The following is a 15147-nucleotide window of genomic DNA, read 5'->3' as shown; positions in this document are numbered from 1 at the left end:
ACCGTCAGAAGGCCTCTTCGGGCACCCTCATGATCTCGTCGTCGATGGCCTCGATGACCGTGCGCAGGGAGGTCAGCTTCGGCAACATGTTCTTGGCGAAGAACGTCGCGGTCGCGACCTTGCCCTGATAGAACGGTTCGTCAGCGCCCGCCGCGCCGTCGGTCAGCGCGCGGTGTGCGACGCCGGCCTGCACCAGCAATCGCCAGCCGATCAGCAGATCGCCCACGGCGAGTAGAAACCGCACCGAGGCCAGCCCCACCTTGTAGATATCGGTGGGCTGTTGGGCGGCGGACATCAGATACCCGGTCAGTGCGCCCGTCATCGCCGTCACGTCGTCGTACGCGGTCTGCAGGAGTTGGGCGACCGGCTTGAGGGCCTCGTCGCAGTCGTCGATGGTCGCGGTGATCTGAGTCGTCAGGAACTGCAGGGCCTGGCCCCGATCGCGCACGATCTTGCGGAAGAAGAAGTCGAGCGCCTGGATGGCGGTGGTGCCCTCGTACAGCGAGTCGATCTTGGAATCGCGGATGTACTGCTCGAGCGGGTAGTCGGCCAAAAAGCCGGAACCGCCCAGTGTCTGCAGCGATTCGGTCAGCACCTCGTAGGCCCGCTCCGAGCTCACGCCCTTGACGATGGGCAGCAGCAGATCGTCGATCCGGTGTGCCATGTCGTGATCGGCGCCCGAAACACGTTGGGCCACTGCGTCATCCTGGTGTGCGGCGGCGTACATGTAGAGCGCCCGCAGGCCCTCGGCGTAGGCCTTCTGGGTCATCAGGCTGCGGCGCACGTCGGGGTGGTGGATGATCGTGACCCGCGGCGCGGTCTTGTCGGACATCTGCGTCAGGTCCGCACCTTGCACCCGCTCCTTGGCGAAAGCCAGCGCGTTCAGATAACCGGTGGACAGCGTGCCGGCGGCCTTGACGCCAATCGTCATGCGCGCGTGCTCGATCACGGTGAACATCTGCGCGATACCCCGGTGCACGTCGCCGACCAAGTAGCCGACGGCGGGCACATCGGTTGCGCCAAAGGTCAATTCGCACGTGGGTGAGGACTTGATGCCCATCTTGTGTTCCAGGCCGGTGACGAAAACCCCGTTGCGCGAACCGAGTTCGAATGTTTCCGGGTCGAACAGATAGTTGGGCACATAGAACAGGCTCAGGCCTTTGGTGCCCGGACCCGCGCCCTCGGGGCGGGCCAGCACCAGGTGGAAGATGTTCTCGGCGGTGTCGCCCACGTCGCCGCCGGAGATGAAGCGCTTGACGCCCTCGATGTGCCAGGTGCCGTCGGGCTGTTCGAAGGCCTTGGCGCGTCCGGCGCCGACGTCAGAACCCGCGTCGGGTTCGGTGAGCACCATGGTGGCCGCCCAGCCGCGCTCGACGCCCTCGGCGGCCCAGTGCCGCTGCTGCTCGTTGCCCTCGATGTACAGGGCCTGGGCCATCAACGGGCCGAGGCAGAAGAAGTTCGCCGACGGGTTGGCGCAGATGATCATCTCGTTGACCCCCCACGCCAGCGGCGGGGGTGCGGCCATGCCGCCGATCTCCTCGGCCAGCATCAACCGCCACCAGCCGGCCTCCTTGATCGCCTGCACCGTCTTGGCCAGCTCGTCGGGCACGCTGATGGTGTGCTCGGCCGGGTCGAACTCCGGCGGGTTGCGGTCGGCGAAGGCGAAGGATTCGGCGACCGGGCCCTCGGCGAGGCGGGCGGCCTCGGCCAATATCGTGCGGACCGTCTCCTCGTCGAGTTCGCTGTAGCCCCCGGTGCCCAGGACGGCGCCGATGTCGAGGACCTCGAAGAGGTTGAACTCGAGATCACGGACGTTTGCGATGTAGTGGCCCAACGCGATTCCCTCACTGGTTCATTGAGGCGGCGGATGGTCAGGCCCAGTCTGTCGGACGCGGGAAAACGTACGCAACCGTAACCAGCGGCGGGCGCGGCGCCGCGGGACGGGAACACCGTGTCGGCGCCGGGCGTTACCGCAAATGTGACAACACTCGATCTCACCGATGAGAAGTTCAACGAAACCATCGAGGGCAACGACATCGTGCTCGTCGACTTCTGGGCGTCCTGGTGTGGTCCATGCCGCCAGTTCGGCCCCACGTTCCAGGCCTCCTCGGAGAAACACCCCGACATCGTGCACGCCAAGGTCGACACCGAGGCCGAACAGCAGCTGGCCGCGGCCGCCCAGATCCGGTCCATCCCCACGCTGATGGCCTTCAAGAAGGGCAAACTGCTGTTCAACCAGCCGGGTGCGCTGCCTCCCGCCGCCCTGGAGGACCTGGTTCAGAAGGTCCGGGCGTTCGACATCGACGCCGCCGAAGCCGGTTCGGCCGAGTAAGCGCGACACCGCGCCGGCGTCGGCCACGCGCTAGGTTGCATGGGTGAGTTTGGTACTGGTAGACCACCCGCGGCCCGGCGTCGCGCTGATAACCCTCAACCGGCCCGAGCGGATGAACTCCATGGCGTTCGACGTCATGGTCCCGCTCAAGGAGGCCCTGGAAAAGGTCAGGTACGACAACGCGGTGCGCGTCGTCGTCCTCACCGGGGCCGGCCGGGGCTTTTCCTCGGGGGCTGATCACAAGTCCGCGGGCTCGGTGCCCCACGTCGAGGGGCTGACCCGCCCCACCTATGCGCTGCGCTCCATGGAGATTCTCGACGAGGTCATCCTGGGTTTGCGGCGGTTGCACCAGCCGGTGATCGCCGCGGTCAACGGCCCCGCCATCGGCGGCGGCCTGTGCCTGGCGCTGGCCGCCGACATCCGCGTGGCCTCCACCACCGCGTACTTCCGCGCCGCCGGCATCAACAACGGGCTGACGGCCAGCGAACTGGGGTTGTCCTACCTGCTGCCGCGGGCCATCGGGTCGTCGCGGGCGTTCGAGATCATGCTGACCGGGCGCGACATCACCGCCGAGGAGGCCGAGCGCATCGGGCTGGTGTCCTGCCAGGTGCCCGACAAGCAGTTGCTGGACACCTGCTACGCCATCGCCGCGCGGATCGCGGCGTTCTCGCGGCCGGGGGTCGAGTTGACCAAGCGCACGCTGTGGAGTGGACTGGACGCCGGTAGCCTGGAAGGGCACATGCAAGCCGAAGGCTTGGGACAGCTTTTCGTCCGCCTGCTCACCGCCAACTTCGAAGAAGCGGTTGCCGCACGCGCAGAACGACGACCAGCGGTATTCACCGACGACAAATAGGCGTCTTTTCAACTCGGGAGAGCGATCGTGATCACGGCCACGGACCTGGAGGTCCGCGCTGGCGCGCGCATCCTGCTCTCGCCCGACGGCCCCGACCTGCGGGTCCAGCCCGGCGACCGCATCGGCCTGGTCGGCCGCAACGGCGCCGGCAAGACCACCACCCTGCGCATCCTGGCGGGGGAGACCGAGCCGTACGCCGGGTCCATCACCCGCACCGGCGAAATCGGTTATCTGCCACAGGATCCCAAAGAGGGCGACCTCGACGTGCTGGCCCGCGACCGGGTCCTGTCGGCCCGCGGGTTGGACGTGTTGCTCACCGACCTGGAAAAGCAGCAGGCGTTGATGGCCGAGGTCGCCGACGACGACGCCCGCGACCGCGCGATCCGTCGGTACGGGCAGCTCGAGGAGCGTTTCGTGGCCCTGGGCGGCTACGGCGCGGAGAGCGAAGCCAGCCGCATCTGCGCCAGTCTCGGCCTGCCGGAACGGGTGCTGACCCAGCAGCTGCGCACCCTGTCCGGGGGGCAGCGCCGCCGGGTGGAATTGGCGCGCATCCTGTTCGCCGCCTCCGAGGGCGGAGCGGGAACGTCGGGCTCGGAGACCACGCTGTTGCTCGACGAGCCCACCAACCACCTCGATGCGGATTCCATCGGCTGGTTGCGCGATTTCCTGCGGGCCCACACCGGCGGGCTGGTGATCATCAGCCACAACGTCGAATTGCTCGCCGACGTCGTCAACCGGGTGTGGTTTCTGGATGCCGTGCGCGGCGAGGCCGACGTCTACAACATGGGCTGGCAGAAATACCTCGACGCGCGCGCGACCGACGAGCAGCGCCGCCGCCGGGAGCGCGCCAACGCCGAACGCAAGGCCGCGGCGCTGCGCACCCAGGCCGCGAAGCTCGGCGCCAAGGCCACCAAAGCCGTTGCGGCCCAGAACATGTTGCGCCGCGCCGACCGGATGATGGCCGCGCTCGACGAGGAGCGCGTCGCCGACAAGGTGGCCCGCATCAAGTTCCCGACGCCGGCCGCGTGCGGGCGCACGCCGCTGGTCGCCAAGGGGCTGAGCAAGTCCTACGGGTCGCTGGAGGTGTTCACCGGCGTCGATCTGGCGATCGACCGCGGCTCGCGGGTGGTGGTGCTGGGGCTCAACGGCGCCGGCAAGACCACACTGCTGAGGCTGCTGGCCGGTACCGAGGCCCCCGACACCGGAGGGCTCGAGCCCGGGCACGGCCTGCGGATCGGCTACTTCGCGCAGGAGCACGACACGCTCGACAACGACGCGAGCGTGTGGGACAACATCCGCCACGCCGCACCGGATTCGGGCGAGCAGGACCTGCGCGGCCTGCTGGGCGCGTTCATGTTCAGCGGTCCGCAGCTCGACCAATTGGCGGGCACGCTGTCCGGCGGTGAGAAAACGCGGCTCGCGCTGGCCGGTTTGGTGGCGTCGACCGCCAACGTCTTGTTGCTCGACGAACCGACGAACAACCTCGATCCGGCGTCGCGCGAACAGGTGCTCGACGCGCTGCGCAGTTACCAGGGGGCGGTGGTGCTGGTGACGCACGACCCCGGCGCCGCCGAGGCCCTCGACCCGCAACGGGTGGTGCTGCTGCCGGACGGCATCGAGGACTACTGGTCCGACGAATACCGGGATCTCATCGAGCTCGCCTGACTTGGCCTGATGGTGGCGACCCGCTGCGCCCGGCTTGGACTCTGCGGCGGTCGCGCTTGCGATCGCCACTGGCGGCAAGCGCCCCAAGGCGATTTGGCGAAATTCGCCCGCCGTCGACGACGGCTTCTTACTCTAGGTTTCTTGCGGTCGTGTCCCGGTGTCGGAGGAGCCATGAGAAGAGCAATGCACAGGTCGGCCAAGGCGCGCGACCAGTTGTTGGACGAACTGCGCCACGCCTACGAAGGCGGGGCCAGCATCCGCAGCCTGGTTGCCACGACCGGTAGGTCGTACGGGTCGATCCACAGCCTGCTGCGGGAGTCGGGTACCACGATGCGCAGCCGCGGCGGCCCCAACCGGACCGCGAAGGCGGCGCGGGCCTAACCTCGAGAACCGTTGCGCCGCATTGAGTTCTCGACCAGGTCGAGCACCGAGGCCAGGCGTTGCGGGTCCTCGCCGGACGCCAGCCGGGCGACCAGGCCGTCGAGCACCAACTCCAGATAGCACTGCAGTACGTCGCCGGGCACGTCGTCGCGCACCCGGTGTGCCTCAGTCTGCCGGCGCAACCGATCGGTGGTCGCCGCCGCCAGCTCGGCCGAACGCTCCGCCCAGCCGCGGCTGAACGCGGGATCGTTGCGCAGCTTGCGGGCGATCTCCAATCTGGTGGCCAGCCAGTCGAACTGGTCGGGCGCGGCCAGCATGTCCCGCATCACCTGGATCAGTCCCGCGCGGGAGGCCACGTCGGCCATCCGCTCGGCGTCCTCGTGGGCGAGTGCGAAAAACAGCGCGTCCTTGTCCCGGAAATGGTGGAAGATCGCGCCGCGCGACATCCCGATCGCCTTCTCCAGGCGGCGCACCGTCGCCTTGTCGTAGCCGAATTCGGCAAAGCAGCGGCGGGCGCCGTCGAGGATCTGGCGGCGGCGAGCCGCCAGATGGTCCTCGCTGACTTTGGGCACGAGTGGCTGGGCCGGTCTCGCGCTAGTCCGACTTCTGGCCCGACTTCAGCATGTTGCGCAGCACGTACTGCAGGATGCCGCCGTTGCGGTAGTAGTCGGCCTCGCCGGGGGTGTCGATGCGCACCACGGCGTCGAACTCCACTGCGTCCGAACCGTCCTTGCTTGCCTTGACCTTCACCGTCTTCGGCGTCTTGCCGTCGTTGAGCGCCTCGATACCGGTGATGTCGAACACCTCGGTGCCGTCCAGCCCCAGGTCCTTGGCGGACTTGCCGTCGGGGAACTGCAACGGGATCACGCCCATACCGATCAGGTTGGACCGGTGGATCCGCTCGAAGGACTCGGCGATCACCGCGCGCACCCCGAGCAGCCGCGTTCCCTTGGCCGCCCAGTCACGCGACGAGCCCGACCCGTACTCCTTGCCGCCCAGCACCACCAGCGGAATGTCTTGCGCCGCATAGTTTTGCGCCGCGTCGTAGATGAACGCCTGCGGCGCGTCATCCTGGGTGAAGTCGCGGGTGTAACCGCCGGACACATCGTCGAGCAGCAGGTTGCGCAGCCTGATGTTGGCGAACGTGCCACGGATCATCACCTCGTGGTTGCCGCGCCGCGAGCCGAAGGAGTTGTAGTCCTTGCGCTCCACGCCGTGCTCGTCGAGATACTGCGCCGCCGGGGTGCCCGGCTTGATGCTGCTGGCGGGGGAGATGTGGTCGGTGGTCACCGAATCACCGAGCAGCGCCAGCACCCGCGCGCCGGTGATGTCGGCGACCGGCTCGGGCTCGGCGGGCATCCCGTCGAAGTACGGGGGCTTGCGCACGTACGTCGAATCCGGGTTCCACTCAAAGGTGTTGCCGCTCGGCGTGGGCAGGTTGCGCCAGCGCTCGTCGCCCTTGAAGACGTCGGCGTAGTTTTTGGTGAACATCTCCTGGTTGATCGCCGAGGCGATGGTGTCGGAGACGTCCTTCTGCGACGGCCAGATGTCTTTGAGGAAGACGTCATTGCCGTCCTTGTCCTTGCCGAGCGGCTGCTCGTCGAAGTCGAAGTCCATGGTGCCGGCGAGCGCATAGGCGATCACCAGCGGCGGCGACGCCAGGTAATTCATCTTCACGTCGGGGTTGATGCGGCCCTCGAAGTTGCGGTTGCCCGAGAGCACCGCGGCCACCGAAAGGTCGTTGTCGTTGATCGCCTTCGAAATGTCCTCGGGCAGCGGGCCGGAGTTACCGATGCACGTGGTGCAGCCGTAGCCGACCAGATAGAAGCCCAACTTCTCCAGATACGGCCACAGGCCGGCCTTGTCGTAATAGTCGTGGACCACCTGGGAGCCCGGGGCCATGGTGGTTTTCACCCATGGCTTGGAGACCAAGCCCTTTTCGACGGCGTTGCGCGCCAGCAGCGCGGCGCCCAGCATCACCTCGGGGTTGGAGGTGTTGGTGCACGACGTGACGGCGGCGATCACCACCGCGCCGTGGTCGAGCACGAACTCGCCGAGTTCGTCGGACTTAACCGTCACCGGGCTGCTCACCCGGCCCTTGGAGTGCGCGGCGGCCGATTGCACCTTGTGGTCGTCGGCGTGGCCGTTGGTCGCCTGCCCCGGGTCACTGGCCGGGAACGACTCATCGACAACCTCGTCGAGCTTGGAGTATTCCTTCTTGTCGGGGTCGTCACCGACGTAGTCGCAAATCTGCTCGCGGAACGTGGATTTCGCGTCGGCCAGCGCGATCCGGTCCTGCGGACGCTTGGGGCCGGCGATGGACGGCACCACGTCGGAGAGGTCGAGTTCGATGTATTCGGAGTACTCGGGCTCGTGCTTGGGGTCGTGCCACATGCCCTGTTCCTTGGCGTAGGCCTCGACCAGCGCCAGCTGCTCGTCCTTGCGGCCGGTGAAGCGCAGGTAGGAGATGGTCTCCTCGTCGACCGGGAAAATCGCTGCGGTGGAACCGAATTCGGGGCTCATGTTGCCCAGGGTGGCTCGGTTGGCCAGCGGCACCTCGGCCACGCCCTCGCCGTAGAACTCGACGAACTTGCCGACCACGCCGTGGTGGCGCAGCATTTCGGTCACGGTCAGCACGACGTCGGTCGCCGTCACGCCGGGCTGTATCTCGCCGGTCAACTTGAAGCCGACCACGCGGGGGATCAGCATCGACACCGGCTGGCCGAGCATCGCGGCCTCGGCCTCGATGCCGCCCACGCCCCATCCGAGCACACCGAGGCCGTTGACCATCGTGGTGTGCGAGTCGGTCCCCACGCAGGTGTCGGGGTAGGCCACCACTGTGCCTTGCGCGTCCGCGCGAGACATCACCACTTTGGCGAGGTATTCGATGTTGACCTGGTGCACGATGCCGGTGCCCGGGGGCACCACCTTGAAGTCCTGGAACGCCCCCTGGCCCCAGCGCAGGAACTGGTAGCGCTCCCCGTTGCGCTGGTACTCGATCTCGACGTTGCGCTCGAACGAGTCGGCGGTGCCGAACAGGTCGGCGATCACGGAGTGGTCGATCACCAGGTCGGCCGGCGCGAGCGGGTTGACCTTTTCCGGGTCGCCGCCGAGCTCGCCGATCGCCTCGCGCATGGTGGCCAAGTCGACGATGCACGGCACGCCGGTGAAGTCCTGCATCACGACGCGCGCCGGGGTGTATTGGATCTCAATGCTGGGCTCCGCCTTGGGATCCCAGTTCGCGATGGCCTCGATGTGGTCCTTGGTGATGTTGCTGCCGTCCTCGTTGCGCAGCAGGTTCTCGGCCAGGACTTTGAGGCTGTAGGGCAGCTTCTCGGTATTGGGGACGGCGTCGAGGCGATAGATCTGGTAACTCTTGTCGCCGACCTCGAGGGTGTTGCGGGCTCCGAATGAGTTCACAGAATCAGTCACTTCAACTCCCAAGGATTTAGTTCTAGCGCCGACGGGCTGAGTGTCGGCGGATCGTCCAAAACGATCATGCAACTTTAACAGTACGCTTGTCCTGCATTACTACGGCAGTCCTGATTGCAGTCTTATCGCGGTGGCCGCCGGTTAAACCTTCGCGTGCGCCCGAATCTCGCCGGGATGAACGCGGCGCGATCGGCGCCGGGCGCGATGCGGCGCCCGCGCGTCGCGTACGGTGCCTCTAGCACTACCGCAGGAGGCGCAGATGACCGGGCACGTTTCTTTCGGACCGCCGCCGCAAACGGTTCCGGTCCTTCCCGCCTACATTCCGGTGGACGTCGACATGACGATGATCAAGGCCCAGGTCGCCGCCACCGGGGTCAGCGCGCCACCGGCGGCCATGCCCGGTTTGCTCGAGGTGGTCAACCAGGCGCACGGCGACGGCATCAACCTCAAGATCGTGCTGCTCGACCACAACCCCCCGAACGACACCCCGCTGCGCGACATCTCGACCGTGGTCGGCGCCGACTACCACGACGCCACCGTCCTGACGCTGAGCCCGAGTTACGTCGGCAGCTACAGCACGCAGTTCCCGCGCGTCACCCTCGAGGCCGGCGAGGACATCGCCAAGACGGGCAACCCGGTGGTCTCGGCGCAACATTTCCTGCACGAGCTCGACACGCCCGAGTTTCCCTGGACCGGCCTGACGATCTTCCTGTTGATCGCGGTCTTCGCCGCGGCCGTCGGCACCCGATTGCTGCAGGTGCGCGGCGAGCGCTCAGCAACCTCGGACGGGTCGGCGACCGCTGAGGACGCCGAGGCCAACACCGGGTCCTGACGACTCGCGGCTAATTCGGCAAACGGGCCAGGTCACCGTTCGGTCACATTAAACGCACGTAGAGAGTGCGATTTCGGTGGAGCGTTTGCACGCCCACCTGTGTGACGTACGGTGCAAATGATGCTGGTGTTGTCTTTGGCGCCTTACGAGAATGCTGTGGCCGGCGCCGCCCGTCGCGTCGAGCCGTAGGAGACCTAGTCGAATGAGACGCACACGCTGGGGGTCTTCCGCGCGACCGACCGCAAGATTGCTCCGGCCCGTCGTGCCATCGGTGTTGAGCGTGGCCCTCTTGGTGTGCACCCCGGGACTGGCGGAGGCTGACCCCGCAGCCGACAATCTCGCGGCACTGATCGCGAACGTCGCCAAGGCCAACCAGCGCCTGCAGAATCTGAGCGCCGAAATTCAGACCGAACAGGAAAGCGTCAACAAGGCCCTCGTCGATGTGGAGACCGCCCGGGACAACGTGGCCACCGCCCAACACGATCTGGAGACCAGCCAGCAGGCGGTCAAGGACGCCAACGCGGCGATCGCCGGGGCGCAGCAGCGCTTCAACACGTTCGCCGCGGCCGCCTATATGAACGGACCGTCGAGCAGCTACCTGACCGCCAGCAGCCCCGACGACATCATCGCCACCGAGGCCGCCGCCAAGAGCCTGACCGCCAGTTCGCAGACCGTGATGGCCAAGCTGCAGCAGGCCCGCACCGAGCAGCTGAACAAGGAATCGGCGGCGCGGCTGGCCAAGCAGAACGCCGACAAGGCCGCTGCCGACGCCAAGTCCAGCCAGGATGCCGCCGTGGCGGCGCTGACCAATTCCCGGCAGAAGTTCGACGAGCAGCGCGAGGACATGATCCGGCTGGCCGCCGAGCGGAACCAGGCGCAGGCCAAGCTCGAGGCGGCCAAGCGTGAGGCCGCCGCCCGGCAAGGGTCGGGCGGCTCCCCGGCGTCGGGCGATCGCTGGGAGACGGGAACGCCCGGCGGAGCGGCGCCGTCGTCCGGGGCCCGCCAGTGGGACGGCGCCTGGGACCCCACGCTGCCGATGGTCCCGAGCGCCAACATCCCCGGCGACCCGATCGCGGTGATCAACCAGGTGCTGGGCATCTCGGCCACCTCGACACAGGTCACCGCCGGTCTCGGCCGCAACTTCCTGCAGCAGCTGGGCATCCTCAAGCCCGACGACACCGGCATCACCAACGCGGCGCCGGGCGGGGTCGGGGGGCGCATTCCCCGGGTGTACGGCCGGCAGGCCACCGAGTACGTGATCCGGCGCGGCATGTCGCAGATCGGTGTGCCCTACTCCTGGGGCGGCGGCAACGCGGCCGGCCCGAGCAAGGGGATCGACTCCGGGGCCGGCATCACCGGTTTCGACTGTTCGGGCCTGGTCCTGTACTCGTTCGCCGGGGTGGGGCATCAAGCTGCCCCACTACTCGGGCTCGCAGTACAACCTCGGCCGCAAGATCCCGTCCTCGCAGATGCGCCGCGGCGACGTCATCTTCTACGGCCCGGGCGGCAGCCAGCACGTGACGATCTACCTCGGTGACGGGCAGATGCTCGAGGCTCCCGACATCGGGTTGAAGGTTCGCGTCGCCCCGGTGCGCACCAGCGGCATGACCCCCTACGTGGTCCGATACATCGAATGGTGATCCAGTGAGAACTGAACGGGAAGTCATGCGCCGCAAGCGATTCCGTCTCATCAACTTCGCCTGGATCACCACCGTGGTGACCGGGCTGATGCTTTCTGTGGCCGGTCCGGCTCCGGTGGCCGCGGCCGATCCGGGCGCGTGGGATCCCACCCTGCCGGCCCAGATCAGCGCCGGCGCCCCGGGCGATCCGCTCGCCGTCGCCAATGCCTCGCTGCAGGCCACCGCCCAGGCCACCCAGACCACGTTCAATTTGGGCAAGCAGTTTTTGGGCGGGCTCGGCATCAACATCGGCGGCGATCCCGCTCCCAGCGCGGCCACCCCCTCCAACCCCGGCGGCAAGATCCCGCGGGTCTACGGGCGGCAGGCCATCGAGTACGTGATCAAGCGCATGGGGTCGCAGATGGGCGTGCCCTACTCCTGGGGCGGCGGCTCGCTGGACGGCCCCAGCAAGGGCGTCGGCGACGGGGCCAACATCACCGGCTTCGACTGCTCGGGGTTGATGCGCTACGGCTTCGCCGGGGTCGGCGTGCTGATCCCGCGGTTCTCGGGTGACCAGTACAACGCCGGGCGCCACATCCCGCCGGATCAGGCCAGGCGCGGCGACCTGATCTTCTACGGCCCGAACGGCGGCCAGCACGTCACCATGTACCTGGGCAACGGCCAGATGCTGGAGGCCTCCGGCAGCGCCGGGAAGGTTACGGTCAGTCCGGTTCGTAAGCCGGGGATGACGCCGTTCCTGACCAGGATCATCGAGTACTGATCGCGGGGGCCGGCGACCCATCGGCCGGGCGAGCGTCGACGGGGACCGGCAGGCCTGGAATAGTTGGACGAGGGCACGTCGCTGCCCGGCAGTCGTGTCCGATTGAGCGTGGAGGGTTCTTGATGACAGCAGCAGGTGGGCCGCCGCCAGGCGCCAGTGGTTACTCGGGCCCGGGCGGGCAAGCAGGTTCGCCGGCTCACGAAGCGCCGACGGGTGGGGGCAACGGACTGGCCGCCGAGGTCCAGACCCTCGAGCGCGCCATCTTCGAAGTCAAACGCATCATCGTCGGCCAGGACCAGCTGGTGGAGCGGATGCTGGTCGGCCTGCTGTCCAGGGGCCACGTGCTGCTCGAGGGTGTGCCGGGCGTCGCCAAGACGCTGGCCGTCGAGACGTTCGCGCGGGTGGTCGGCGGGACGTTCGCGCGCATCCAGTTCACCCCCGACCTGGTGCCCACCGACATCATCGGTACCCGCATCTACCGGCAGGGCAAGGAGGAGTTCGACACCGAGCTCGGCCCGGTGGTGGTCAACTTCCTGCTCGCCGACGAGATCAACCGCGCGCCCGCCAAGGTGCAGTCGGCGCTGCTGGAGGTCATGCAGGAACGCCACGTCTCGATCGGCGGCAAGACCTTCCCGCTGCCCAACCCGTTCCTGGTGATGGCCACCCAGAACCCGATCGAGCACGAGGGTGTGTATCCGCTGCCCGAGGCGCAGCGCGACCGCTTCCTGTTCAAGATCAACGTCGGCTATCCGTCGCCGGAAGAGGAGCGCGAGATCATCTACCGGATGGGCGTGCGCCCGCCGGAGCCCAAGCAGATCCTCAACACCGGCGACCTGTTGCGACTGCAGGACATCGCCGCCAACGTCTTCGTGCACCACGCGCTGGTGGACTATGTGGTGCGCGTCGTGACCGCCACCCGTCATCCGGAACAGCTCGGCATGAACGACGTCAAGACGTGGATCTCGTTCGGTGCGTCGCCGCGCGCCTCGCTGGGCATCATCGCCGCCTCCCGGTCGCTGGCGCTGGTCCGCGGCCGCGACTACGTGATTCCGCAAGATGTCGTGGACGTCATTCCCGACGTCCTGCGGCACCGGCTCGTGCTCACCTACGACGCGCTGGCCGACGAGATCTCGCCGGAGATCGTCATCAACCGGGTGCTGCAGACGGTCGCCCTGCCTCAGGTGAATGCCGTTCCGCAGCAAGGGCATTCGGTGGCCCCGGTGATGCAACCCGCCGGCGCGGCCAGCGGTCGGTGACCGGGCCCAAGGGGCGGTCGGCTGTCCATCCCCCGTCGATGCAGCGCGGGCAGATCGATGACCCGAAGCTGTCGGCGGCGCTGCGCACCCTCGAGCTCACCGTCAAACGCAAGCTCGACGGTGTGCTGCACGGTGATCACCTCGGGCTGATCCCGGGCCCGGGCTCCGAGCCGGGGGAGTCGCGCGAGTATCAGCCCGGTGACGACGTCCGCCGCATGGACTGGGCCGTCACCGCGCGCACCACCCACCCCCACGTTCGGCAGATGATCGCCGACCGCGAGCTGGAAACCTGGTTGGTGGTGGACATGTCGGCCAGCCTGGACTTCGGCACCACGGTGTGCGAGAAGCGCGACCTGGCGGTGGCGGCCGCGGCCGCGATCACCTTCCTCAACAGCGGCGGCGGCAACCGGCTCGGCGCGATCGTGTCCACCGGCGCGAACATCACCCGGGTGCCCGCCCGCTCCGGCCGCCAGCATGAGCAGACGCTGTTGCGCACCATCGCCACCACGCCGCGCGCGCCGGTCGGGGTACGCGGCGACCTGGCGACGGCGATCGACGCGCTGCGCCGCCCGGAACGCCGGCGCGGTATGGCGGTGATCATCAGCGACTTCCTCGGGCCGATCAACTGGATGCGCCCGCTGCGCGCGGTCGCCGCCCGGCACGAGGTGCTGGCCATCGAGGTGCTCGACCCCCGCGACGTCGAACTGCCCGACATCGGCGACGTGGTACTGCAGGACGCCGAGTCCGGGGTCACCCGCGAGTTCACCATCGACGCGCAGCTGCGCGACGACTTCGCCAAGGCCGCCGCGGCGCACCGCGCCGACGTGGCGCGCACCATCCGCAGTTGCGGGGCCCCGGTCCTGACGCTGCGTACCGACCGCGACTGGATCGCCGACATCGTGCGGTTCGTGGAATCCCGCCGGCGCGGGGCATTGGCGGGGCGCCAGTGACTCGCATATGAGCCTGCCGCTCCTGGGCCCGATGTCGTTGTCGGGCTTCGAACATTCGTGGTTCTTCCTGTTCCTGTTGGTCGTCTTCGGCCTGGCCGCGCTCTACATCCTGATGCAGTTGGCGCGGCAGCGGCGCATGCTGCGGTTCGCCAACATGGAGCTGCTGGAAAGCGTTGCGCCCAAACGGCCTTCGACGTGGCGGCATGTGCCGGCCATCCTGCTGGTCGCGTCGCTGGTGCTGTTCACGATCGCGATGGCGGGCCCGACGAACGACGTCCGCATTCCCCGCAACCGCGCGGTGGTGATGCTGGTGATCGACGTGTCGCAGTCGATGCGCGCCACCGACGTGCAACCCAACCGGATGGCGGCGGCCCAGGAGGCGGCCAAGCAGTTCGCCGACGAGCTCACCCCGGGCATCAACCTGGGACTGATCGCGTATGCGGGGACCGCGACGGTGTTGGTGTCGCCGACGACCAATCGGGACTCGACCAAGGCCGCGCTGGACAAGCTGCAGTTTGCCGACCGCACCGCCACCGGGGAGGGCATCTTCACCGCCCTGCAGGCCATCGCGACGGTCGGCGCGGTGATCGGCGGCGGCGACAAGCCGCCGCCGGCGCGCATCGTGTTGTTCTCCGACGGCAAGGAGACGATGCCGACCAACCCCGACAACCCGAAGGGCGCCTTCACCGCCGCGCGCACCGCCAAGGACCAGGGCGTGCCGATCTCGACGATCTCGTTCGGCACCCCCTATGGTTTCGTCGAGATCAACGACCAGCGCCAGCCGGTGCCGGTCGACGACGAGACCCTCAAGAAGGTGGCCCAGCTCTCGGGCGGAAACGCTTACAACGCAGCGTCTTTGCAGGAGCTGAAGGCCGTCTACGCGACCCTGCAACAGCAGATCGGCTACGAGACGATCAAGGGCGACGCGAGCGTGGGCTGGGTGCGGCTGGGCGCGCTGGTGTTGGCGTTAGCGGCGCTGGCGGCGCTGCTGATCAACCGCCGCCTGCCGACTTGAGTCTTCGCCGTCCCCCTGAGCCCGCTTGTAA

The 15147-nt window shown here is 67.8% G+C and carries 12 protein-coding genes and 1 pseudogene; 10 read left to right on the top strand and 3 right to left on the bottom strand.

The window, feature by feature from the left end:
• Positions 1 to 4: 4 nt before the first annotated feature.
• Complete coding sequence (locus tag W7U_RS11275; protein WP_008257994.1) at positions 5 to 1834, bottom strand: acyl-CoA dehydrogenase; 1830 nt, start codon at positions 1832 to 1834, stop codon at positions 5 to 7.
• 144 nt (positions 1835 to 1978) lie between these two features.
• Between W7U_RS11275 and trxA the strand changes: the two genes are divergently transcribed.
• From trxA to W7U_RS11255, 4 genes are all read left to right on the top strand, one after another.
• The gene (trxA, locus tag W7U_RS11270) at positions 1979 to 2332 is read left to right on the top strand and encodes a thioredoxin (protein ID WP_008257991.1); all 354 of its coding nucleotides are present in this window, start codon (positions 1979 to 1981) and stop codon (positions 2330 to 2332) included.
• Positions 2333 to 2375: 43 nt separating this feature from the next.
• Entirely contained in the window at positions 2376 to 3185 is an 810-nt protein-coding gene (locus W7U_RS11265) for an enoyl-CoA hydratase (RefSeq protein WP_008257990.1), read from the top strand.
• A gap of 27 nt (positions 3186 to 3212) precedes the next feature.
• Entirely contained in the window at positions 3213 to 4850 is a 1638-nt protein-coding gene (locus W7U_RS11260; protein WP_008257989.1) for an ABC-F family ATP-binding cassette domain-containing protein, read from the top strand.
• Between the two features lie 183 nt (positions 4851 to 5033).
• Positions 5034 to 5231, top strand: coding sequence for a helix-turn-helix domain-containing protein (locus W7U_RS11255; RefSeq protein WP_008257988.1), 198 nt, complete (start codon positions 5034 to 5036; stop codon positions 5229 to 5231).
• Here W7U_RS11255 and W7U_RS11250 read toward each other — a convergent pair.
• Both W7U_RS11250 and acnA read right to left on the bottom strand, forming a co-directional pair.
• A complete protein-coding gene (locus W7U_RS11250; protein WP_008257987.1) occupies positions 5228 to 5803 on the bottom strand; it encodes a TetR/AcrR family transcriptional regulator in 576 nt (191 codons plus the stop codon). The genes W7U_RS11255 and W7U_RS11250 overlap by 4 nt on opposite strands.
• 22 nt (positions 5804 to 5825) lie before the next feature.
• Positions 5826 to 8663, bottom strand: a complete 2838-nt coding sequence (gene acnA / locus W7U_RS11245; RefSeq protein ID WP_029384345.1) for an aconitate hydratase AcnA — start codon at positions 8661 to 8663, stop codon at positions 5826 to 5828.
• Between the two features lie 259 nt (positions 8664 to 8922).
• Here acnA and W7U_RS11240 point away from each other — a divergent pair, with 259 nt between their 5' ends.
• The 6 genes and pseudogenes from W7U_RS11240 (at position 8923) to W7U_RS11215 (ending at position 15116) form a co-directional block, all read left to right on the top strand.
• Complete coding sequence (locus tag W7U_RS11240) at positions 8923 to 9495, top strand: DUF6676 family protein (RefSeq protein ID WP_008257976.1); 573 nt, start codon at positions 8923 to 8925, stop codon at positions 9493 to 9495.
• Between the two features lie 202 nt (positions 9496 to 9697).
• Positions 9698 to 11135: pseudogene (ripA, locus tag W7U_RS11235) on the top strand (NlpC/P60 family peptidoglycan endopeptidase RipA).
• Positions 11136 to 11160: 25 nt separating this feature from the next.
• Complete coding sequence (gene ripB / locus W7U_RS11230; protein ID WP_008257972.1) at positions 11161 to 11895, top strand: NlpC/P60 family peptidoglycan endopeptidase RipB; 735 nt, start codon at positions 11161 to 11163, stop codon at positions 11893 to 11895.
• A gap of 122 nt (positions 11896 to 12017) precedes the next feature.
• Positions 12018 to 13151, top strand: a complete 1134-nt coding sequence (locus W7U_RS11225; RefSeq protein WP_008257970.1) for a MoxR family ATPase — start codon at positions 12018 to 12020, stop codon at positions 13149 to 13151.
• A 38-nt stretch (positions 13152 to 13189) separates the two neighbouring features.
• The gene (locus W7U_RS11220) at positions 13190 to 14101 is read left to right on the top strand and encodes a DUF58 domain-containing protein (RefSeq protein WP_014380439.1); all 912 of its coding nucleotides are present in this window, start codon (positions 13190 to 13192) and stop codon (positions 14099 to 14101) included.
• Between the two features lie 7 nt (positions 14102 to 14108).
• Positions 14109 to 15116 carry a VWA domain-containing protein gene (locus tag W7U_RS11215; RefSeq protein WP_008257965.1) on the top strand — a complete coding sequence of 336 codons (1008 nt, stop codon included), beginning with the start codon at positions 14109 to 14111 and terminating at the stop codon, positions 15114 to 15116.
• Positions 15117 to 15147: the final 31 nt, after the last annotated feature.

Origin of the sequence: Mycobacterium sp. H4Y, assembly GCF_000364405.1 — a bacterium.
GTDB classification, from domain to species: domain Bacteria; phylum Actinomycetota; class Actinomycetes; order Mycobacteriales; family Mycobacteriaceae; genus Mycobacterium; species Mycobacterium intracellulare.
This window is presented reverse-complemented; position numbering and strand designations above follow the sequence as displayed.